The sequence below is a fragment of the Pseudoalteromonas sp. B131b genome (assembly GCF_037162545.1).
In the GTDB taxonomy this organism is placed as follows: Bacteria; Pseudomonadota; Gammaproteobacteria; order Enterobacterales; family Alteromonadaceae; genus Pseudoalteromonas; species Pseudoalteromonas fuliginea.
In genome coordinates this window covers 504,679-526,968 of sequence record NZ_JARLUZ010000001.1, presented here as the reverse complement: position 1 = coordinate 526,968, position 22,290 = coordinate 504,679, and the positions used below count along the sequence as shown (strand labels likewise).

The window sequence follows — 22,290 nt, the reverse complement described above, 5'->3', positions numbered from 1 at the left end:
TTATGGGGGCATTTAAAGTACAAGATATTAATAATGATGGGGTACCAGAGGTACTTGTACCTGGTGAGAGGATATATGAATCATGTGCGTTAATACCAAGTCAAATTGGAGGGACTAAAAATCGTTGTGGCGATGAACTATACGGCTCGCGATTTAGCTCTTCAGATGTTGGTTCTATAACTTCAATCAACAGTGAGTCGGTTGATAATAGCATTTATAGATTTGATGCTATTTATTTTGAACAGGGAGTAGGTAATAGTTTTTCAGTTCGAAGAGAGCCAACAAATTATCTTGGGCATGCCTATCAATCAACTTTTATTGATGTGTTTGGTACAGGTATCCCTTCCCTCGTTTTTAATCATAGAAGAAATTACTCAGCGGGGAAATTAACAACATTTAATGATGCATCTCTTGGTAATGAATTTGTGCAATATAAAAGTGATTACGGAATTTTTATAAGTAGAAATTATGGCTCAGGTAGTGGAATTACAAATAGCGATTATGCACCAGCAGATCTCATTGAAAGTGTTGAAAATGGCTTAGGTGTTAAATCACAATGGCGTTTAAGGCCGCTTTCAAGTAATGAACTTGATTACGATTTACTCTCAGGTGACATAGTAAATGGTAATGGATACTTTAATTTTGCCTCATCAATGTATGTAGTAACTAGTTTTAAACAAAGTAATGGGGTTGGCGGTACGAATGAGCGCAGCTATAATTATTTAGGTTCGGTTTATAATGCCCAAGGCCGTGGTTTTATGGGCTTTAAAAGCATTATAGAAAAAGATGTAAGTCGAGGGCTCGTTACACAATCAGACTTTAAACAAGTCTTTCCGTATCAGGGTAAGTTAGAACGCCAAGCTACTTTTGCGGTAAATGACTATAACGTGCGAAGTTATAATTTATTACAATCAGCAAGTCTGGAAGCTAATGCATTAAGCTATTCAAGTACTGACTGGCAGGATAACCTGAACCATACTATATCAGGTGTTTATAATGTATATCCTCGTTCTACAACGCAGCTAACGCGAGATCTTGATTCTAAAAGTGTTGTTACATCTACCAATAAAACCATAATTGGAATTGATGAATATGCAAATGTAACAGCCAACTCGGTAGAGATTAATGACGACTGGGGAGTGTATACAACGTCCCAAAGTAGTACTTATCAAATCGATGAAAGCAGTTGGTGGTTAAATAAACTCACTAATAAAACAGTGACAAAAAACGCAATTAAAGAGCGTAATAGTAATGATCCAATAACGAATGTAACACTCGATCAAAAAACATCTAATACAACTGTTTATTCTCAATATCATAGCAGTCGTCAGGCTGGTGTAGTCGAAATTAGTGGTAAAATAGGCTCAGCTATTTCGGGTAATGGCAGTACAGTTACGACTGCTTTTAATGATTACGGCTTACCGCACCTTGTAAGTCAAACAACCAAAGTACGCAACAGTAGCGGCAGTTGGGTTGACCAAACGCGGACGACATCAACTACGTACAGTAAAAATGGCATCAGCGAGGCAAGCGACGGCTATTTCCCCCACAAGCAAATCAATGCTAAAGGGCATATAAGTTATACCAATGTGAACCCCGCCACGGGGCAGGTAACCCAAACACGCCAACAACTCAGTGGCAGTAATTATCAAGTAACCAACTATGGCTATGATGATTACAACCGTCCGTACAGCGTTCAAACTGCGGGTATGCCCATTCAGTACAGTGCAGTACAAACACCGGATACACAAGCTCCCGAACACGCAGCTTTACAAGTCTTAAAGGTGGCAGCCGGGCAACCAGCCCAAAAAATCTATATAGATAAGTTAGGTCGTACACTACGCACTGCCGTACAAGGTTTTGATAGCGATTGGATATTCAGTGATGTTGTTTATAACAGTGTAGGTTATAAAACATTTGAATCTGTAGCACATAAAGAGCATGCCTCAGTATTTGGTACATTTTATACCGCACACGATACACTCGGTCGCGTAACTGAAAAAGTAACCAATCAACATTGCGGTGATATGACTACAAACTACGAATACAGCGAACTTGCCACAGGCATAACAGTTTATGATAGTTGTTATGGCATCACGCTAGATATGTCGCGTACTTACAATAGCCTTAAGCAACTAATGCAAACAACTGATGCAAACAATGGAATTACACGTTATAGCTATAATGGGCAAGGGTTACCAATCGTTATTCAAGATGCTAACGGCAATAACATTGTGGCAATGTACAATGCACTTGGTCAAAAAGTACAGGTAAACGATCCAAATCAAGGTATCACTAATTTTCAATATAATGGTTTTGGTGAATTACAACATGAATCCCGAGCGGATAATAAAACCATTAGTTATGTAACCGATGTACTTGGGCGCGTTACACGACGCACCGCGACAGGTGAAAATACGTTAACGTATAGCTATGATGGCGCTACCTATGGCCTAGGGCAGTTAAATCAAGCGGCAGGTAATGGCGTAACAAAAAATTACGCATACGATAGTCGAGGCCGTCCTAGTAGCCAAACTATTATTGGTAGTGGTAAAAGCTACACAACAACCACATTTTACGACAGTAACTATGGCCGTGTAAAAGGGCTACGTTACCCGAATAACCTTACCTTAGAGTACATTTATAACGATGCAGGCTATCAAACGCAGGTAAAAAATGCCGCCAGTGGTTATGTGTTTAAAACTATCACTGAACATGATGTGTTTGGTAATATATCACAGGGGACATTAGGTAATGGGTTAAGTGAAAATACCGCTTACAGCCTTAAGAATGGTCAGATGACCCTTAAAACCATTGCTAAAAATAATAGCAATATTATGAGTGTTAATTACTCAGCGTATGATGGCTTTGGTAATTTAAAAGCTGTTGATATCACAACAGGGAATATTGGCAACCAGCACAATTTTAGTGAAAGTTACAGCTACGATGCACTGCACCGTTTAGAAAGTAACGCTGTTAATGGCATTACCACGATTGACTACAGCTATGATGCTGTGGGTAATTTATTATCTAAATCGGATTACGCCTCACAATACGATTACACTAACGGTGCAACAGGTGGGCCGAATGCAGTAAAACGTGTGCTACGCAGCGGCAGTTGGAAAGTATTTAGTTATGATGCACGTGGTAATATGACACGAGGTGATGGGCTTACAAGTGCAACGTACAACGCGATGGATAAACCCGCACAAATTATAAAAAACGGTAAAACCCTCACCTTTACCTATGGTCCACAACACATGCGCTTTAAGCAAGTGAATGGCAGCGTAACCACTTTTTATAGCGATAAGTTATATGAAGAAGAAATCGACGGCACCAAAACCACATGGCGAGCTTACATAGACGACATAGCCGTTATAAGCCAAACGACAGGGGTCAGTGCAAGCATTCGATACACTCACCGTGACCGCTTAGGCAGTGCACGCGTATTTACCGACCATAACGGACAAGTAGAAGCAGAGCGAAATTTTGACCCATTTGGTAAACCACGGCTAGCCAGTGGCGGCTTGAAAGCATTTGGAGATTCAAAACTCGATGATATGGCGGATGCCAAAACACGAAGAGGCTTTACTGACCATGAGCATTTAGATAGTGTGGAGTTTATTCATATGAACGGTCGGGTGTACGATTATAACCTTGGGCGTTTCTTATCCGTTGATCCCTTCATTCAAGCACCAGGGAACTCGCAATCGATTAACCCCTACTCGTATATTATGAATAATCCTTTGAGTGGGACAGATCCTACGGGATATGTGGCAGAAGATATTAAGACCAAGAAAATAATGGAAGCTCCAACTGGTTCCCACATTAAAAGGCAAACAGGCACTAAGGTGAGTGGTACTGTTAAATCAGGAGGGGTAACGACTAAGTTTTCTGCTACGATATCGAATGGCTCAGTAAAAGGAAGTCACACGAGTAGCGCCGGAGGGCAATCTGCTAGTGGTAATTTTGCTGGTAATATAGGTTCACAACAACAAATAGCTAAGGCTGGTGTTTATAATAAAAGTGAAGAATTAGGTTTTAAAGGAGAGCCATTGACAGGATACCCATCTAATCTGGTGGTGCCTGATGGAGAAGAAAGGAGTAGTTACATTGAAAAAGATTTACTATATCAAATGGATTTGGACTCCCTAACTGCTTCTAATTGGAGAAGTAGCCTATCTTTAGGTGGGGAGTTACCTAATTTTGGAGATTTACTTCGTGAACAACCTATAGCGAAAGCTGTTAATTTAAGAGTCGGTAGTCCAATTTCTTTTGCGGCTAACGTAGATGTAGACGTACACAGTTTGAAAATAAGCGTTGGAATTTTTAAAATAGTTCGGGTTGACGTTATTACGAAAAATAGCCATACAGTTTGGAAAGCCAAGTCTTCTAAAGGAAAGGTTATTAGCGGAAGTTACCCTAATAAACCGGAGCATATTTTTACCAGAACACCATTGCCCGGTACTTATATAAGATATAGAACTAATAAAGGGCAATTTATTGGAACTATGTCTATACCTACACCAATAGGAATAAAATAATGAAATCAATTCTAACGTTATTTTTGATTATAGCTTCGACCACAGCTTATTCTTCTGTTTGGACTGAAGGTGTGGCAGAAAAAATCAGTATTGCTTCTACCTTGAATTGCGGTGAATACCCAAATATTAAAAGTCTTCAAGCTAAGTTTGAATGTGAGAGTGCTTTGCTTGAAATATCAAATGCTCTTTATAATGGATGGTTGAAGACAAATAAGGTAGAAAGAAAGGAGTATTTATTTTGCTTTTGGAGTAAAGGTAACCCAAAGTCAGAGTCATTTGATGAGATTTTTGCCAATCCTATTGTTCGCTTGAATATTGCAGCTCTAATTGGGCAGTTAAAGAGAGTCAGCTCTTTAACCATAAATATTAAAGAACAAAGAGAATATGCTAGAGCATATATTTCTAGTTCAAACAATTTGGTTTTAGTGGATTCTATAACAGCTCTTGGCTGGGTTGGAGAAAGAAAGGATTTGCATATTTTGTTAGAAATAATACAGGAAGAAAAAGAAGGCATTGCTGAAAATGCAGTGCTCTCTGTTATTAACTTACTCAGTAATGATTACCAAAGTATACTTTCTAAATTAAGTAAATCATTGAAAAGGGAGCCGTTGCAAAAATTTATCGAAGAAAGGCTATAAGTTAAGTTTTTAGCAATAATTAAAATTCCCGAATTCATTTTGCAAGTGCACCACTGACCATAACCCACCAAAAAATATGACATTCTGAAGTATTTGCTAATGTAGTAAGTGCGACCAAACTCATTATCGAGGGAATTCAGAATGTCTTATGAACATATTAACAGTTTCGAACGAAAAGCTATCTACTATCGATTCAACAGTGGCGAAAGCTGCCGATCCATTGGTAAACTATTAAATCGACACCATACAACTATCATGCGTGAAGTTAAGCGAAATAAGCCACCCTACTATGATTATTTCGATGAGGCAGCGCACGAAAAAGCGATGGCAAGAAGGAAGGTCTCTAGGCATGCAAGAAAAAGAAACAATAAGGCACTGTACGAGCTTGTGCTGAGTAAGATAGCAATAGGATGGTCTCCAGATGCTATAGCAGGTCGGCTTAAGAAGGATAACCCGTCAGATGAATTAATGCATGTCAGTCATGAAACAATCTATCAATGGGTGATTAAGGATTTTAAAGCAGGTGGAGAGCTATACAAAGACTTAGCTAAGAGGCATAAAAAAAGACGTAAACAACGTAAATATGGCGATTTACGTGGGCAAATTAAGAATAGAGTAAGTATTAGCGAACGACCAAAAATAGTCGAAGACAGAAGCCGAATAGGTGACTGGGAAGGTGATTTAATTGAAGGCAAAAAGGGCTCTGGTTTTTGTAACCCATGTTGACCGTAGCTCTCGATATTTAATCGCGCAAAAAATAGAGACTAAGCAAGCTGAGTCATTCAATACGGCTACAGTAGAGATGTTTAAAGAGATTCCAGAGCATAAACAGTTAACTCTGACCTTGGATAATGGAAAAGAATTTTCGAAATTTAAAGCTTTGGAAGAAGAACTAGATTTTATTATTTACTTTGCTGATCCTTATTGTTCGTGGCAACGAGGAACAAATGAACATACAAACGGTCTGATCAGGCGTTATTTCCCAAAGAAAACTGATTTTTCAACTATAACTAATGAACAACTCCAAGAGGTTGTAATGAAAATTAATACTCGCCCAAGGAAAATACTAAATTATCAGACAGCTGAAGAGGTCTTTATTAATTAGTGATTTAAGGTTTGGTGCACTTGGAACCTGAATTCGGGTTACTCCAAACATGCTCAGCCCTTTGGGTTTGCCCTAGAGAAGAGAATAAACTAGACATCCACTCAAAATTTTGCACTTTTACGCTCAAAGTACTACGCTTTATTTAGTGCAAAAAACAAGCAGAATGTCTTATGGCCATCGCAAGAAAACGACAAATAAGTTTGGTTGATACAAAATACTATCACTGTATTTCACGTTGCGTGCGTCGTGCTTTTTTATGTGGGGAGGACCGTTTTACAGGCAAGTCTTATGAGCATCGACGAGGCTGGGTTGAAGATAAGTTACTGGAATTAGCTAAGATATTTTGTATTGACGTATGTGCTTATGCTGTAATGAGTAATCACACCCATTTAGTACTGTATGTTGATGATAAGAAAGCTAATAGGCTAAATGATAAAGCGATTATTATTCGCTGGCATAAACTCTGTAAAGGCACATTGCTAACGCAAAAATATGTACAAGGTGAAAAGCTAAGTAAAGTTGAACTCATCTTTTTCAATCAAACGGTTAAACAATAGCGAGAGCGCTTATCAAGTATCAGTTGGTTTATGCGGTTATTAAATGAAGACATTGCGCGCAGAGCAAATAAAGAAGATAACTGCACAGGCCGCTTTTGGGAGGGGCGCTTTACGTCTCAAGCATTATTAGATGAAGCAGCACTTGCGGCCTGCATGGCCTATGTAGATTTAAACCCAATTAGAGCGAAAATGGCTAACACCCTAGAGGAATCAGACCATACCAGTGTCCAACAACGTCTAACATATGCAAAAGAAGGCAAACAACCAAAACAGCTCCTTCGCTTTGCAGGCATGCCACGTCAAACAATGCCAAAAGGGCTCCCGTTTGAGCTTAAATCGTACCTAGAACTTGTTGAGCTAACAGGGCGAATAATGCGAGAAGACAAACGCGGGCATATTGATAATATGAACCTTCCCTTGCTCGAAAGAGTGAATATATCCCCCGAAAACTGGTTAAAACTCACCACGCAATTTACGCGCGTATTTCGTGGTGCAGTAGGCAGGCCAAGTTCACAAGCAAGTTACTGTAAAAACTTAAACAGAAAGCGGCGGGCGAATATCAGTAACTGCGAAAAGTTACTGGCATAAAACGTAAGCTACTCAGTAAAACTGTTCAGTAATAAATCACAACTGCACCATGCAGCTATTTTCATGCGTGAAATTTAGATTAAGAGCACTAGTGACTTATTTGATGGATGAAATGAAAGTAACTCGGTGATAAAAGATAAATTCTTAACCTAAAATTAAGTTTAATAGTAACTTTTTGTTTGTTCGATTAGAGTGGCTGTTTAGTTTAGCTCTAGAGGGCTTTAACTTTTCAGTTGCAGTAGGTGTGGGCTTTATTGCCTTAGCTGGGGTAGCGGTAGAAATTGGGGTCATTATGTTGGTGTATTTAAACCAAGCCTATCAAGAAAAGTGCCTCGAAGCAGAGCAAGCCGGAAAACCGCTTAGCTTAGTGCAATTACAGCAAGCTATCATTGAAGGTGCAGGGCTTCGAGTACGCCCAGTAATGATGACTGTTGCGACCATTATTATCGGTTTGCTGCCTGTGCTGTATGGCACAGGTACAGCAAGCGAAGTAATGAGCCGAATAGCAGCGCCTGTGGTTGGCGGTATGGGCAGTGCAATTGTACTTACTTTACTTGTTATTCCTGCGGTTTACCTACTGTGGCGCAAACAAGGACTTAAATAATATAAAGCAACAAGACGATAGAGCAGTGCGGTTACTTCCCACGCATTGCTCTATAAAAATTACCTATAATTTGTAAGTTGTTCTATTAAATAGCTAGTTATTACTCATATTTAAATTAACCAACTGTTTTTAAATACCTTTTTAATTGGCACGCTTTACGCAACATTGTACTTCAGTCAACTAAATAAGGAATGCAGATGCAAGTTAAAACAATTAAAGAGGTATACGATTGGACCATTTTGTTTCATACGCAAATGGCGGCTAATTTTCATAGCGTAAAGGATTTACTTGATGAACATAATGCAATGCTGGTGGACTATTACTTAAATTATGAAAAAAACTGGCTGAAGATTTGGTCGGGTTTAAAGCGATAACCGAAATAAATACGCTCGATACGTACTGTTATGAATACTTTGCTAAAAACCCTGAGCTAATTACTTTTGAAGATATTAGTAAAGATCAGCAATTTGATGAAGAAGTTATTCAAGGCTATTTAGCACAGCAACATCAAAAAGTAATTGAGTTATACGAATACTTACTTGAACGCGCCGAAACCCAAAGCGGACAAGAAAAGCTTCAACAAATATTAGAGCTCGAAAAGCAAGGCATAAAGCAAATGATGCAAAGCACTAACCGTCATATGGATATGTAGCTGAAAAAGCGGGGTATTACTGATCCTGCTTTTGATATATGTTAGTTTTAGGAGCAATCAAGCGCTATACCCACTTTCTTTAAGTAACGCTGTTCTTGTATTAAATCAGCTTGTAGTAGTGTGTGTTCTTGCAAGTAGTTATCGCAAAATTTTATAAATAAGCCGGTGCTATTTGCGCTAATTTCCATATTGGGTTTTTGGCTTACTTGGCGTTTTTGATTAAATAGAATCGCTAAACGCAAAATAGTAATAAGCTTGAGCACTTGCTGCTGAGAAATAGTTATGAATTCAGGTAACTCATCGAGCCTAATTTTTTCCGGTAAAAGCGAATCAACGAACTTAATATTACCTGTTCTTGTTGGGTAAAGCCGGGCAGCTGGCTGTTAGCAACAATATAAGCGCTGTGTTTATTAATACCCGAAGAGTTAATTGATAGGCCAATTTCATGAAGACTAGCAGCCCATGTTAACAAGGCAATATCATCATTGTTATCAAGCTGCCACGGCGCTTTAAGTTGCTCATAAAGCCAAGTTGCAGTGTTAGTAACACGGATTGCATGTGCTTTATCTACAGTGTATCTATCACTTACGTTATTAATGGTATTGCTACGAATGTCTTTATCGGCCAACTTTTGCTGCATTTCATGTAATAAACCTTCACGTAGCGAAAAATCACTATAAGTTAGTTCTTTAATCAAAAACTCTCTAAAAATAGCAATGAGTATCGCTAAACCGCCACAAATACTTTGCTGTCGTTCCGGTGTTAAACCTTCAATGAGTAAATTATCGCTATGTCTGGCATTTATGAATTGTTGTTTAAGGGTGACTAAATCATTGTAGGTTATACAAGGCTGATGCGGATTTTGGGCGCCCACCATAGCCAAAATAGATTTAATAGTGCCAGATGTACCAATAACGTTTTGCCAACCCTCATTGATGTAATTAGCAAAAATAACCTCTATTTCTTGTTCTGCTTTTATCTCTGCTTTATTAAAGCGTTTGGCGTTTATTATGCCGTCACTAAAAAATTGCTTGGTATAACTTACGCACCCTATATTTCGGCTTGTGAGTAACTTATGTTTAAAGTGCTTACCTATTATTAGCTCGGTGCTGCCGCCGCCAATATCAATTACTAAGCGGTTTTCTTCATTGTGTACATAATGCGCGACACCTTGATAAATGAGCCGTGCCTCTTCTTGCCCTGCAATAACATCAATATGAAATGGAAAGATCTTACTGGCTTGTGTTAAGAACGCATGGATATTTTTAGCTCGTCTAAAAGTATACGTTGCAGCTACTTTTACATTACATGCAGGGAAGTCTTGTAGAGTATTTGCAAATTGTTTAAGCACTATTAAGGCACGATCAATTGCTTGCTGGCTTAGCCTAAATTTATCGTCTAGCCCGTCAGCTAAATATACACGTTGCTTTTCTTTATGCAGAATTTGCAGTGTGCCATCCACTTCACGGGCAACCACTAAATGAAAGCTATTAGAGCCTAAGTCGACAGCGGCAATAGAGGGGTGATCATCCATTATTATAGTTACCTTCCCACTTTTTTAGGTGGTCATAAATCGCTATTTGCGAGCGGATTTTTTTACGGTTTCCACGTCTTACATAGGCATTTTTTTGTTCGCTATCGATTAAGCGTGCTTTTGTACGGTCTTTAAATTGCAGTTCTAGAATATCAATAATGAGCTGCTTTAATTTCGCATCTAAAATAGGCACACCTACCTCAACGCGGTGATCGAGATTACGGGTCATCAAATCAGCAGATGAAATATAAACTTTGTCGTTTGCGTTATTACCAAAAACCATTACCCTTGGGTGTTCTAAAAAGCGATCTACAATGCTTATTATTCTTATATTGTCGCTAAATCTAGCTACCCCAGGTATTAATGAACACATGCCACGTACAATTATACGTATTTTAACGCCGCGACGACCAGCGTAGTAGAGTTTATCAACAAGCTGTTTATCAACAAGGTTGTTTACTTTAATAGTAATTTCACCTGCACAACCGTTCTCTACATGCTGAATTTCTTTATCGATTAAATCAAGTAAAGTGTCACGAGCATTTACAGGTGACAGCATTAAGTATTCAAAATTAAAAGGTTTGTAGCTACTTTCTATAAATTTAAATACGCTATCGCATTCCTCGCAGATCCCACCATGTTTTGTGAATAAACTAAAGTCGGTATAGATTTTTGCTGTTTTTTCGTGAAAGTTACCAGTGCCAATGTGTGCATACTTTACTATTTGACCTTTCTCTTTACGATGAATAATACATAACTTACTGTGTACTTTTAACGCGGGTATACCAAAAATCACTCTAATACCTGCGCCGCTTAATATCTTTGCCCACTCGATATTATTTTGTTCATCAAAGCGGGCTTTTAGCTCGACCATTACAGTGACTTGTTTACCATTTTTAGCGGCATTGATGAGTGATGATATCAATCGAGATTTACTGGCAACGCGATAAATATTAACTTTAATTTGCGTAACTTTTGGGTCGAATGCTGCTTGACGCACATACTCTAGTAAGTGGTTAAATGTGTGGTACGGATAATAAAGGAGAATATCTTGTTCGCTAATAGCATCAAATACGCTGGTGTGTTTATTAAATGCAGTGCTTTGTAATGCCGGCAGCGGTTTATTTTCAAGGTACTGACGCCCTACATTAGGAAAGGCTATAAAGTCTCTAAAGTTACGATAACGACCTGCTGGGATAAGTGCGTCGTGATGAGTTACGCTCAGGCGCTTTTTCATTACTTTAAGCATATTATCAGGCATGGTTTCGTCATATACCAAACGAACGGGCTCTGCGTAAATACGCTGTTTGAGGCCTTTAGACATTTTATCTAATAAGCCCTCTTCTAGTTCATCATCAAGATTGTATTCTGCATCGCGAGTAAGCTTAATTGAGTAACCTTGAATTGTTTTAAAACTAAAAAAGCTATTAAAAACATCATTTAAAAAATATAAAATAACGTCATCAAGCATCACAATTGTTTTATGGCGACGAGTTTTTTCAGACGGTAAATTTATAAATCTTGGCACGCGGTCTGTGGGTACTTCGAGCATAGCGTAATGGCTTTTTTCGTCACACATTTCTACGAATAGATAGGTCATGGTGTCGTTAACGTAATCTGAGTAATCTTTATTTTCATCAAGTAATATGGGCGAGATATGCTGTAGTACATTGTCATTAAAGTAAATTTTCAACCAATTTAAATGGAATTCGCTTAGCTTTTCAGGACGATCAACATGGATGTTATGTGCGGTTAAGTCACTTAAAATTTGCTGGTGAACTTGGTTAAATTTTTTACCAAGCAATAATACTTTTTTTGTACTTGGCCTAAAAGAACTTCGTCTTCTTCAAAATTAGCATCAGGTAGTTTGCTTAATAAAATACGACGCTTAACATCGGCCACTCGAACTCTGAAAAACTCATCAAGGTTGTTTGAAAAGATACCTAAGAAACGCATACGCTCAATGATTGGGTTACTTTTGTCTTTTGCTTCTTGTAATACGCGCTCGTTAAACGATAGCCAGCTTAACTCTTTTGCAAAATATTCAATAACTTGCGTTTTTCCTGTATGGGCATTCATATTTTATTCCGCGATTAGATGCTAAATAAAATATAGTGCAAGTTCATGACATTAAAATGACATGCGTGTCAGGTTTATGACACGCATTAAGGAAACTTAAACGTCTTCAACATCAACAATCAAATCGCTAGTTATCGATTCGAGAGCATCAATTACTTCATCTTTATTCATTCCATTGGGTAACGTTATGGTAGCTACGGCGCTAAAAATAGGGACTCCCCAGTTTGGGGCGCTCTGTTGCCTTGAGTTTAAATGGGTAATGTTAGCGCCCTTATGGCGAATAACACTGGCAAGTTCTTGTACTATTCCAGGGCGATCGTTTCCTGTAATCACAAAGTTTAGCTGTTCAAGTTCAACATGTTCTATTTCTGTATTGCCGGTTTCAATACGTACATCAAGCTTAGGCAATGCGTTTAATGCATTTTGAAGTGATTGTAAATGCTCTTCAGCGACCTCTAGCTGTATGATCCCCGCAAAGTGACCAAGCAAATGACTTAAGTTACTGCTGAGCCAATTACCGTTATTTTTTAAAATAATGGTTGAGATGCTTTCTACTAAGCCAGGGCGATCTTTCCCTAAAATTGTTATAACCAACTGCTTCATAAATAATTCTCTTTTTTAAGCCCAAAGAAGGTAAATGCATAGGCATTAAGTGTTTATCTAACTTAAATCTAAATATTATGGGTTGTTTTATAAACGATAGGTTCAAACCCTAGAGTTGTGCGCGTCTAGCAATGTGCACTAGGTGCTTAGCTCATTGCTATTGTTATTTATTAGGCGCCTTTCAGTATTGACCTCGATAAATACTTTGTCCAATAAATTTATAATTAAGTTCACTTATAAACTATTCGTTTAATGCAAAATATGCAATGAATTAAACCACCTTATTATTACCTGGCTAAAAAGGTTTATTGTTACCGCTGTAACAATACTGTCATCTTGATGAAATATAATTTATGCAACGTTAAGATTTAAGGGTGTTTTGATGACTTCCAATCCGAATAAGCCGACTTTTAATACGGATCGAAGCCGTCTATTTAAAGATCGGTTTGCCAAGTTTGGCATAACCGCAGGTGGAGTAATGGTATTAATAGCGCTGCTATTAATTTTTTCTACCTCCTTTATGTAGTACAACCGATTTTTGAATCAGCAAAAGTTGAAAAGCGCGACAGTTTCAATGTTGCCAATGCAGATCAAATTGTTGGTTTAGGTGTTGAAGAGCAAACAGAAGTTGCTTTTTTACTTAGCAAGCAAGGCAATGTAGATTTTTACAATGTAGAAAAAGCTAGTTTTGGTAAAAAACTTAAAACACTTGATGTAGAACTACCAAGTGAAGTGAGTAGCTTTGCGACCAGCGCACCGTTTCAGGGGCAATATGCCTATGGCTTACAAAACGGTTCGGTGGTGATTGTTGCACCTAAATTTTTAGTCACGTTTCCAAATAATGAACGTAAATTAACGCCGCGAGTTGATTATCCACTTGGCGAAATGGCGCTAGAAGTAGATGAAGAAGGCGCTGCTATATCGCGTTTTGCATTTAGTCATTATGAAGATAAAACAGCTGTTGTGGCATTAACGGCTGACAAACGTGTTTTGTTTAGTAGCTTTGTAGCTGAAGAAAACATGTTTACTGGCGAGGTAGAATGGGTTGTTGAACGTACTGAGTTGAACATTGAAGGGCGCGTCGATGAGCTTTTAATTTCACCTGATACAACGCGTACTTTTATTCGTTCAGCTAATCAAATTTATGTATACGATACACGCGATTCAAGCGACGTTGAGCTAATTCAATTACTTTCGGCAAATGAAGAAAATGCAAATATAGTATCTGCACAATTACTTGCCGGTGCTAACTCATTGATGCTTGCTAATGATAATGGTGAGGTTTCACAATGGTTTGAAGTAAATACTGAGACTGGTCGTGAATATCAAAAAATCCGCTCATTTGAAACAAGCAAACAAAGTAAGTTAAATATATTTACAGAGTTTTATCGCCGAACTTTTTTACTACCAGCAGTAATGGCGAACTTGGTGTGTACTATACAACAAGCGAAGCCAAATTATGGCAAGGCAAGGTGAGTGAAGGTGCTATTAAAGACTTTGCTATTGCACCACGCTCTAACGCCGCATTAATTTTAGCTGACAATAAACTTACGGTACTTGAAATACATAACGAACACCCTGAGGTAACCTGGTCTGCGCTATGGGAAGAAGTATGGTACGAAGGCTACCCTGAGCCGGGTTATATTTGGCAGTCAACATCAGCAAGTGATGACTTTGAATCTAAGTTTTCACTCGTACCTATTTCGTTTGGCACAATAAAGGCAGCATTTTATGCCATGTTATTTGCGGTACCTATTGCACTTTCTGCAGCCATTTATACAGCCTACTTTATGTCGAGTGAGCTTCGTAAGGTAGTGAAACCAACCGTAGAAATAATGGAAGCATTACCCACTGTTATTTTAGGTTTTTTAGCTGGTCTTTGGTTGGCTCCTTTAATTGAAGAGCATTTGCCAGCCATTGTTGGGTTATTAGTATTACTGCCATTGGGCATTTTAGGTACGGCATTAGGCTGGACAAAGTTGCCAGCAAGCATTCGCCATAAAATACCAGAAGGTTCTCATTCAATCATCCTTATTCCGGTTGTGTTACTTATTGGCTGGTTTTCGTTCGCAATGAGCGAAACAATTGAACTGTGGATGTTTGATGGCAATGTTCGTCAATATTTAACGAATGAATTAGGCATGACGTTCGATCAGCGAAACTCGTTAGTTGTTGGTATTGCGATGGGGTTTGCGGTTATTCCTACTATATTTTCGATTGCTGAAGATGCGGTATTTAGTGTGCCAAAACATTTATCAAACGGTTCATTAGCTCTGGGAGCTACTCAGTGGCAAACGCTTGTGCGTGTTGTATTACTAACAGCCAGCCCAGGTATTTTTTCAGCAGTAATGATGGGGTTAGGCCGTGCAGTTGGCGAAACAATGATTGTATTAATGGCGACAGGTAATACACCTATTATGGATTGGAGTATTTTCCAAGGCATGCGTACTCTTGCGGCAAATATTGCGGTGGAAATGCCAGAGTCAGAAGTGGGTAGTTCACATTATAGAATTTTGTTTTTAGCCGCTTTTGTACTATTCATATTCACCTTCATTTTTAACACAGTGGCTGAGTTTGTTCGTCAGCAACTACGTGAAAAATACAGCTCAATGTAAGTGGAGAGACACGACATGATAAAGCAGTGGTTTAGGTCTGGTTCTCCTTGGATTTGGATGACCGGTGGTGCAGTGAGCATCAGTTTAATTTCAGTGCTAGGTATCCTAGCAATGATAGCCTGGAAGGGATTAAGTTTTTTTGGCCTTCTCAAGTTGTACAGTTTGAACTTGAAGGGTCAATTGCAAAACAAACCGTAATAGGTGAAATTTACGACCGTGAACTTGTTCCTAAAGAGCGTCTGACGGCAACGGGTATTGATGTATCTGCATTCGATAAAGAAGAGTTTGAACGTTTACTGATAAAAACGGGTAATCGGGAATACGTAGATTTAGATTTTCGTTGGATATTAGAAACTGACATAAAAGATAAATCAACGCCAGCGGCACTTGCAGTATTCGAACGTAGCAAAAACGGTAACTTTTATGGCTATGTAGAAAATGTAATTAAAGATGGCAAGCCGGTGGCTGGCGATAAAGTAGAAATACTACATGAGCTTGTTGAACGTGCTGTTGATTTAAACGATGAGGCACTCGATTTACAAAATGGCGATATAGGCCATATTAACTACGAACTTGAGCGTCTTCGTTTAAAAGAAAAGGGCTACTTACTCGATAACGCATTAACAGATGAACGTGTAGCAGACCTTGCTCAAGCGCGTGCTGATTTACGTGCCGAATATGGCGTACTTGAAAAAGATTTATTTGCACTACGTAAGCAAGCTAAACGTGACTACGTAACCGTAAAAGATATGCGCGGTGAAATTGTTACTATTCCTATGTACCAAGTACTTGATGTTTGGTTTCCAAACGACATGGGCTTTTTTGCAAAGTTAGGGCACTACTTTGTACAGTTAGGTAAGTTTGTATCTGATGACCCACGTGAAGCAAATACCGAAGGCGGCGTTTTTCCTGCTATATTTGGTACAGTGTTTATGGTTATGTTGATGGCTGTAATCGTGACGCCGTTTGGTGTTGTTGCTGCAATTTATTTGCACGAGTATGCCGCTAAAAATGCTATCACTAAAATGATTCGCATCGCGGTGATTAACTTAGCGGGTGTTCCTTCAATTGTATACGGTGTATTTGGCCTTGGCTTTTTTGTATACATGTTAGGTGGCAGCTTAGACCAATTATTTTATCCAGAAGCATCACCAACCCCAGTATTTGGTACACCTGGTGTAATGTGGTCGGCGTTAACGCTCGCTATACTGACTTTACCTGTTGTTATTGTATCGACTGAAGAGGGTTTATCTCGTATTCCTAGTACTGTGCGCGATGGTTCACTCGCACTTGGCGCAACAAAAGTTGAAACGTTATGGCGTATAGTAATTCCAATGGCAAGTCCTGCAATTATGACCGGTTTAATATTGGCAGTTGCACGTGCTGCAGGTGAAGTTGCACCACTAATGTTGGTGGGCGTTGTGAAAATGGCACCTACATTACCACTGGATGGCAACTTCCCGTACTTTCACTTAGATAGAAAGTTCATGCATTTAGGTTTTCATATTTACGATGTTGGCTTCCAAAGTCCTAATGTTGAAGCGGCGCGTCCGCTGGTATACGCAACGGCCTTTTTATTAGTGTCGGTGATTATTACGCTTAACATAACGGCTATTGGTATACGTAATCATTTACGTGAAAAATTCAGATCGCTTGAACACTAATTTGTAAAGATTTTATAGGTAACAAACATGATTACAGTCGCTCCACAAGTAAACCAAGCAAATTTAGGCTTGAAGTTAGATTTAGAAAACTTAACTGACGATCAAAAAGCGTTAGAGATTAAAAATCTCGATCTTTACTACGGTGATAAGCAAGCACTTAATAAAGTGAATATGAACATTCCTAAAGGTCAAGTAACCGCGTTTATCGGCCCATCGGGTTGCGGTAAATCAACATTGCTGCGCTGTATCAACCGCATGAATGATTTGGTTGATATTTGCCGAATTGAAGGTGAGATATTACTTCATGGGCAAAATATATATGATAAAAGTGTTGATGTAGCCGCACTTCGCCGTAACGTAGGCATGGTATTTCAGCGTCCGAACCCATTTCCTAAATCTATTTATGAGAATGTGGTATATGGACTACGCTTACAAGGCATTAAAGAGAAACGTAAATTAGACGAAGTAGTAGAGCAGTCGCTTCGTGGTGCAGCATTGTGGGATGAAGTAAAAGACAGATTACACGATAGTGCGTTTGGTTTGTCGGGTGGTCAGCAGCAACGTTTAGTTATTGCTCGTTCAATTGCGATTGAGCCAGAAGTGTTACTATTAGATGAGCCTACATCAGCGCTTGATCCAATTTCAACGTTGGTAATTGAAGAGCTTATTAACGATTTAAAAAACAAATTTACCGTTGTTATTGTTACACATAACATGCAACAAGCAGCGCGAGTGTCTGATCAAACAGCCTTTATGTATATGGGTGAATTGATTGAGTATTCAGATACAAATACCTTATTTACAACACCAACTAAGAAAAAGACCGAAGACTACATTACCGGTCGTTACGGTTAATTAGCCCGTTATAACGTGTTGTATAAGATTAAGAGAGAAGGCAATTATGGAACATAATATCAATAAGCATATTTCTGGCCGGTTTAATCAAGAGCTAGAAAATGTACGCAACCATGTATTAAGCATGGGAGGCCTCGTTGAACAACAACTAAGCAGCGCACTTGACGCCGTTAGTCGTAACGATGCAGAGCTTGCTCAAAAGGTGCGTCAGAACGATTACAAAGTAAATGCTATGGAAGTGAACATTGACGAAGAGTGCACTCGCATTATTGCTCGTCGTCAGCCAGCAGCCAGTGATTTACGGTTAGTAATTGCAATTGCAAAAACGATTGCTGATTTAGAGCGTATTGGCGATGAAGCAAAGCGCATTGCAAAAGTGGCATTGGATTCATTTACTAAAGATCAGCAAGATTTATTAGTTAATATTGAAAATATGGGTCGCCAAGTATTAAAAATGCTTCATGATGTGCTTGATGCGTTTGCGCGTATGGATGTACAACGTGCATTTCAGGTTCACAAGGAAGATGCAAAGGTAGATAGAGAGTATGAAGCCATTACACGTCAAATAATGACCTATATGATGGAAGATCCTCGCTCAATCCCGAAAATTATGGATTTAGTGTGGTCTGTGCGTTCGCTTGAGCGTATCGGAGATCGTTGCCAAAATATTGCGGAATACATTATATATTTCGTAAATGGCAAAGATATTCGTCATACATCTCAAGAAGATATAGAAAAATCTCTATAAATTTAATTATTTCATTCTTTTGTATTAAAGCGGCCTTGTGTCGCTTTGTGCATTGTTAGCACAAGTGAAGCAATAAAAAGCATTCACAATCGTTGTGAATACTGTAAAATTCATGCTGCAAAGCATATCAATTTGATTAAAGGGTCAGTTATGCCTACAAACGCGTTTTTAGGAGTATTTGCAAAATCTCCTATCAAACCTATGGAAGAACACATCAAGAAGGTTCATCAAGCAAGTAAAGCTTTGATACCTTTTTTAATCACGTATTTAAAGAAGAGTGGGTACAAGCAGAAGAGCTTCGTATCACTATTCGTAATTTAGAGCGTGAAGCCGATGATATGAAAAGAGATATACGTTTACAGCTACCGCGTGGATTATTCATGCCGGTAGAGCGTACAGATCTGCTCGAATTAGTAACCCAACAAGACAAAATTGCTAATAAAGCGAAAGACATTGCTGGACGTGTGATTGGTCGTGAAATGACCATTCCTAAAGTTATGCAAGTTGATTTTCTTGCTTATTTAACTCGTTGTGTAGATGCAACTAAACAAGCATCTAAAGCAATTAATGAGTTAGAAGAATTGCTAGAAACTGGTTTTAAAGGTCGCGAAGTGACCTTAGTAGAAAAAATGCTAGTAGAATTGGATGCGATAGAACAAGACACGGATGAAATGCAAATAAAAGTACGTCGCCAACTGCGAGTTGTAGAAGGTGAGCTAAATCCAATTGATGTAATGTTTTTATACAAAATCATTGAGTGGGTTGGCGAGCTTGCAGATATTGCAGAGCGCGTAGGATCACGTCTTGAGCTGATGTTAGCTCGTTAATTTAAAATCAGTTCAATTACGAAAGATTAAGGTTACACAATGGATATCATTGCATCTTACGGCACGGTATTAATTTTAATTGCCGCAGCAGTCGGCTTTTTTATGGCTTATGGTATTGGCGCGAATGACGTTGCTAATGCTATGGGTACTTCAGTAGGTTCTAAAGCGCTTACAATCAAACAAGCAATTTTTATTGCGATGATTTTTGAATTTGCAGGTGCTTACTTAGCAGGTGGTGAGGTTACATCAACAATCCGTAAAGGAATTATTGATGCAGCACCATTTGCAGATATTCCTGAGCTTATGGTTCTGGGCATGATTGCTTCTTTATTTGCAGCCGGAACATGGCTATTAATGGCTTCGTTCCTAGGTTGGCCGGTATCAACTACTCACTCAATCATTGGCGCAATCATTGGTTTTGCTTTAGTTGCTGTTGGTACTGAGGCAATCCAATGGGATAAAGTAGGTGGTATTGTTGGTAGTTGGATTATAACACCGGCTATATCAGGCTTTATTGCATACTTAATATTTATGAGTGCGCAAAAGCTTATTTTTGATACAGACGCTCCACTTAAAAATGCTAAACGTTATGTACCGCTTTATATGGGTCTAGCGGGCTTTATTATGGCTTTAGTTACAATTAAAAAAGGCTTAAAGCATGTTGGCATAGATTTAGGTGCTGTTGAAGGCTATGCACTTTCTATCGCTATTGCGGTTATTGTGGGTATTATTGGTAAAATTGCTATTTCTCGTTTGAAGATTGATCCTCAAGCGGATAAGCAAATGCAGTTCAACAATGTTGAAAAAGTATTTGCTGTATTAATGGTATTAACTGCATGTTGTATGGCATTCGCCCATGGTTCTAATGACGTTGCTAATGCTATTGGTCCACTAGCTGCTGTTGTAAACATTGTTGAAAACAATGGTGAAATTGCTAAGAAAGCCGCTATTGCATGGTGGATTCTACCGCTTGGTGGTTTTGGTATTGTGGCCGGTCTTGCTATTTTAGGTAAAAAAGTAATTAAAACAATTGGTGAAGGCATTACACATTTAACGCCTAGCCGTGGTTTTGCTGCTGAACTAGCTGCTGCTTCAACGGTTGTTATTGCATCAGGTACTGGTATGCCAATCTCTACTACTCAGACCTTAGTTGGCGCGGTATTAGGTGTAGGTATGGCACGTGGAATTGGAGCACTTAATATGGGCGTAATCAGAAACATTGTAGTTTCTTGGGTAATTACGTTGCCAGTTGGTGCTGCCCTTGCTATTGTTATTTTCTACGTACTAAGAACCGCTTTTGGGGTTTAACAAAAAAGTACTTAAAGACTTTTAGCTTGAAAAGATCTCAACGCCCTAGGTGTTGGGGTCTTTTTATTTGTGGAAAGAAAAAATGACCAATCTTCCAAGCATCAAACAGCTACAGTATTTATTAGCTGTTCATCAACATCAACACTTTGGGCGTGCCGCGAGCGCGTGCTTTATAGGTCAATCCACTTTAAGTAGTGCGATTCAAAACCTTGAAGAAACACTTGGTTGTCAGCTCATCGAGCGAGAAAATCGTAGCCTTATGTTTACCAGCATCGGCGAAGAAGTTGTAGAGCGTTCTCGTAAAATAATTAATGATACAATTAGCTTAAAAGAGCTGACTAAAAGCTTTTTAACTCCCCTCAGCGGTAAGTTAACCGTGGGTGTAATACCGACTATAGCGAGCTTTATTGCTGCGCCGCTCTATCACTTTTGCAAACAAACTTTTTGCGACTTAGAGCTGGTATTGATAGAAGACACGAGCGATAAACTACTCGACAAGCTCGAGCATGGTCATATTGATTTAGCGCTATTAGCCTTACCATACGAAACGGATAAGTTTCATACTCAAATTTTGGCAAAAGATCATTTTAGCTTAGTGCATCATAAAGAATATATGCCTGCAAAGGGGGTAGAGGACTTTAATTTGCTACCAGATGCGAGTGTATTCTTACTGGAGCGTGAGCATTGTATGACAGGGCATGCGCTTAGTGCGTGTCACTTAAATCGTGCTAGTTGTATTAATCCATTTGAAGCAGCAAGCTTGCATACTTTGCTTAGCATGGTTGAACATCAACTTGGCGTGACTTTTTTACCGCAAATGGCAATTAATGCAGGGATTTTAGATAATAAAAATATGACAGCGACACCATCGCAAAGCGATGCATACCGTGATATCGGTATATTGTGGCGTAAAACAACAGGACGAATTCGCGACTTTAAGTTATTTAGTCAGCAGCTTGAGGTGTTTTTACAACGCCAATGTAGTTTGGAGTTTAATAAAACAAAGTGATTTAAATGTTAAAGCAGCCTAAAGAGGCTGCTTTTGATCATGGTTATGGTGTTCAAAAGGTTCTAGCTCCGGTAAAAATAATAAATAGATCCACACCACTAAATTAAAATAAGGCATGCAACCTAATACTGTAAATACTCGAATTGGGTAGCCCTTTATGCTCGCGTATCGATAGCATTGATACGCTATTGCAAAGTGAATAAGTAGTAATAAGATAATCAATTGCGTCATATTTATCTCCTCAAACCTTATTTTAAAACAGCCCGTGATTTAGGGTTCTGTATTTGCAATAGGTAATGTCATGTTTGTTAAGCGTAATCCTTTAAATAACGTGACATTCGTATTGTGATGAGGAAAGTA

The 22,290-nt window shown here is 38.8% G+C and carries 8 protein-coding genes and 9 pseudogenes; 13 read left to right on the top strand and 4 right to left on the bottom strand.

What is annotated here, in order from left to right; translation table 11 throughout:
• Positions 1-2 precede the first annotated feature (2 nt).
• From P4S65_RS02540 to P4S65_RS02510, 6 genes and pseudogenes are all read left to right on the top strand, one after another.
• Positions 3-4,544 (top strand): RHS repeat domain-containing protein, encoded by a 4,542-nt coding sequence (locus tag P4S65_RS02540; RefSeq protein WP_337119511.1) that lies wholly within the window; start codon positions 3-5, stop codon positions 4,542-4,544.
• Entirely contained in the window at positions 4,544-5,182 is a 639-nt protein-coding gene (locus P4S65_RS02535) for a HEAT repeat domain-containing protein (protein WP_337119510.1), read from the top strand. Before P4S65_RS02540 ends, P4S65_RS02535 begins: the two co-directional genes overlap by 1 nt.
• A gap of 141 nt (positions 5,183-5,323) precedes the next feature.
• Positions 5,324-6,287, top strand: a pseudogene (locus tag P4S65_RS21855) (IS30 family transposase).
• Positions 6,288-6,457: 170 nt separating this feature from the next.
• Positions 6,458-7,432 (top strand): annotated as a pseudogene (locus P4S65_RS02520) (transposase).
• Between the two features lie 205 nt (positions 7,433-7,637).
• Positions 7,638-8,036 (top strand): annotated as a pseudogene (locus P4S65_RS02515) (efflux RND transporter permease subunit); the annotation flags it as partial.
• 197 nt (positions 8,037-8,233) lie between these two features.
• Positions 8,234-8,688: pseudogene (locus P4S65_RS02510) on the top strand (hypothetical protein).
• A gap of 47 nt (positions 8,689-8,735) precedes the next feature.
• Here the strand turns inward: P4S65_RS02510 and P4S65_RS02505 are convergent.
• The 3 genes and pseudogenes from P4S65_RS02505 to P4S65_RS02495 all read right to left on the bottom strand — a co-directional run bounded on the left by P4S65_RS02505 (position 8,736) and on the right by P4S65_RS02495 (position 12,904).
• A pseudogene (locus P4S65_RS02505) lies at positions 8,736-10,222 on the bottom strand (Ppx/GppA phosphatase family protein).
• Positions 10,215-12,301, bottom strand: a pseudogene (gene ppk1, locus P4S65_RS02500) (polyphosphate kinase 1). The pseudogenes P4S65_RS02505 and ppk1 overlap by 8 nt, the downstream one beginning before the upstream one ends.
• Before the next feature lie 96 nt (positions 12,302-12,397).
• On the bottom strand, positions 12,398-12,904 hold the full coding sequence (locus tag P4S65_RS02495) for a glycine cleavage system protein R (RefSeq protein WP_007375981.1): 507 nt from the start codon (positions 12,902-12,904) through the stop codon (positions 12,398-12,400).
• A gap of 382 nt (positions 12,905-13,286) precedes the next feature.
• On the opposite strand from P4S65_RS02495, the pseudogene P4S65_RS02490 reads away from it, so the two are divergent.
• The 7 genes and pseudogenes from P4S65_RS02490 (at position 13,287) to P4S65_RS02460 (ending at position 21,930) form a co-directional block, all read left to right on the top strand.
• A pseudogene (locus tag P4S65_RS02490) lies at positions 13,287-15,519 on the top strand (ABC transporter permease subunit).
• Positions 15,520-15,534: 15 nt separating this feature from the next.
• Positions 15,535-17,183 (top strand): annotated as a pseudogene (gene pstA, locus P4S65_RS02485) (phosphate ABC transporter permease PstA).
• A 27-nt stretch (positions 17,184-17,210) separates the two neighbouring features.
• Entirely contained in the window at positions 17,211-18,038 is an 828-nt protein-coding gene (gene pstB, locus P4S65_RS02480; protein WP_007375984.1) for a phosphate ABC transporter ATP-binding protein PstB, read from the top strand.
• 46 nt (positions 18,039-18,084) lie between these two features.
• On the top strand, positions 18,085-18,786 hold the full coding sequence (gene phoU / locus P4S65_RS02475; RefSeq protein WP_007375985.1) for a phosphate signaling complex protein PhoU: 702 nt from the start codon (positions 18,085-18,087) through the stop codon (positions 18,784-18,786).
• Positions 18,787-18,936: 150 nt separating this feature from the next.
• A pseudogene (locus tag P4S65_RS02470) lies at positions 18,937-19,613 on the top strand (TIGR00153 family protein).
• Between the two features lie 39 nt (positions 19,614-19,652).
• Entirely contained in the window at positions 19,653-20,921 is a 1,269-nt protein-coding gene (locus tag P4S65_RS02465) for an inorganic phosphate transporter (RefSeq protein ID WP_007375987.1), read from the top strand.
• Positions 20,922-21,003: 82 nt separating this feature from the next.
• On the top strand, positions 21,004-21,930 hold the full coding sequence (locus tag P4S65_RS02460) for a hydrogen peroxide-inducible genes activator (protein WP_007375988.1): 927 nt from the start codon (positions 21,004-21,006) through the stop codon (positions 21,928-21,930).
• An 18-nt stretch (positions 21,931-21,948) separates the two neighbouring features.
• Here the strand turns inward: P4S65_RS02460 and P4S65_RS02455 are convergent, their stop codons facing one another.
• Positions 21,949-22,161, bottom strand: coding sequence for a hypothetical protein (locus P4S65_RS02455; RefSeq protein WP_007375989.1), 213 nt, complete (start codon positions 22,159-22,161; stop codon positions 21,949-21,951).
• Between the last annotated feature and the right edge of the window lie 129 nt (positions 22,162-22,290).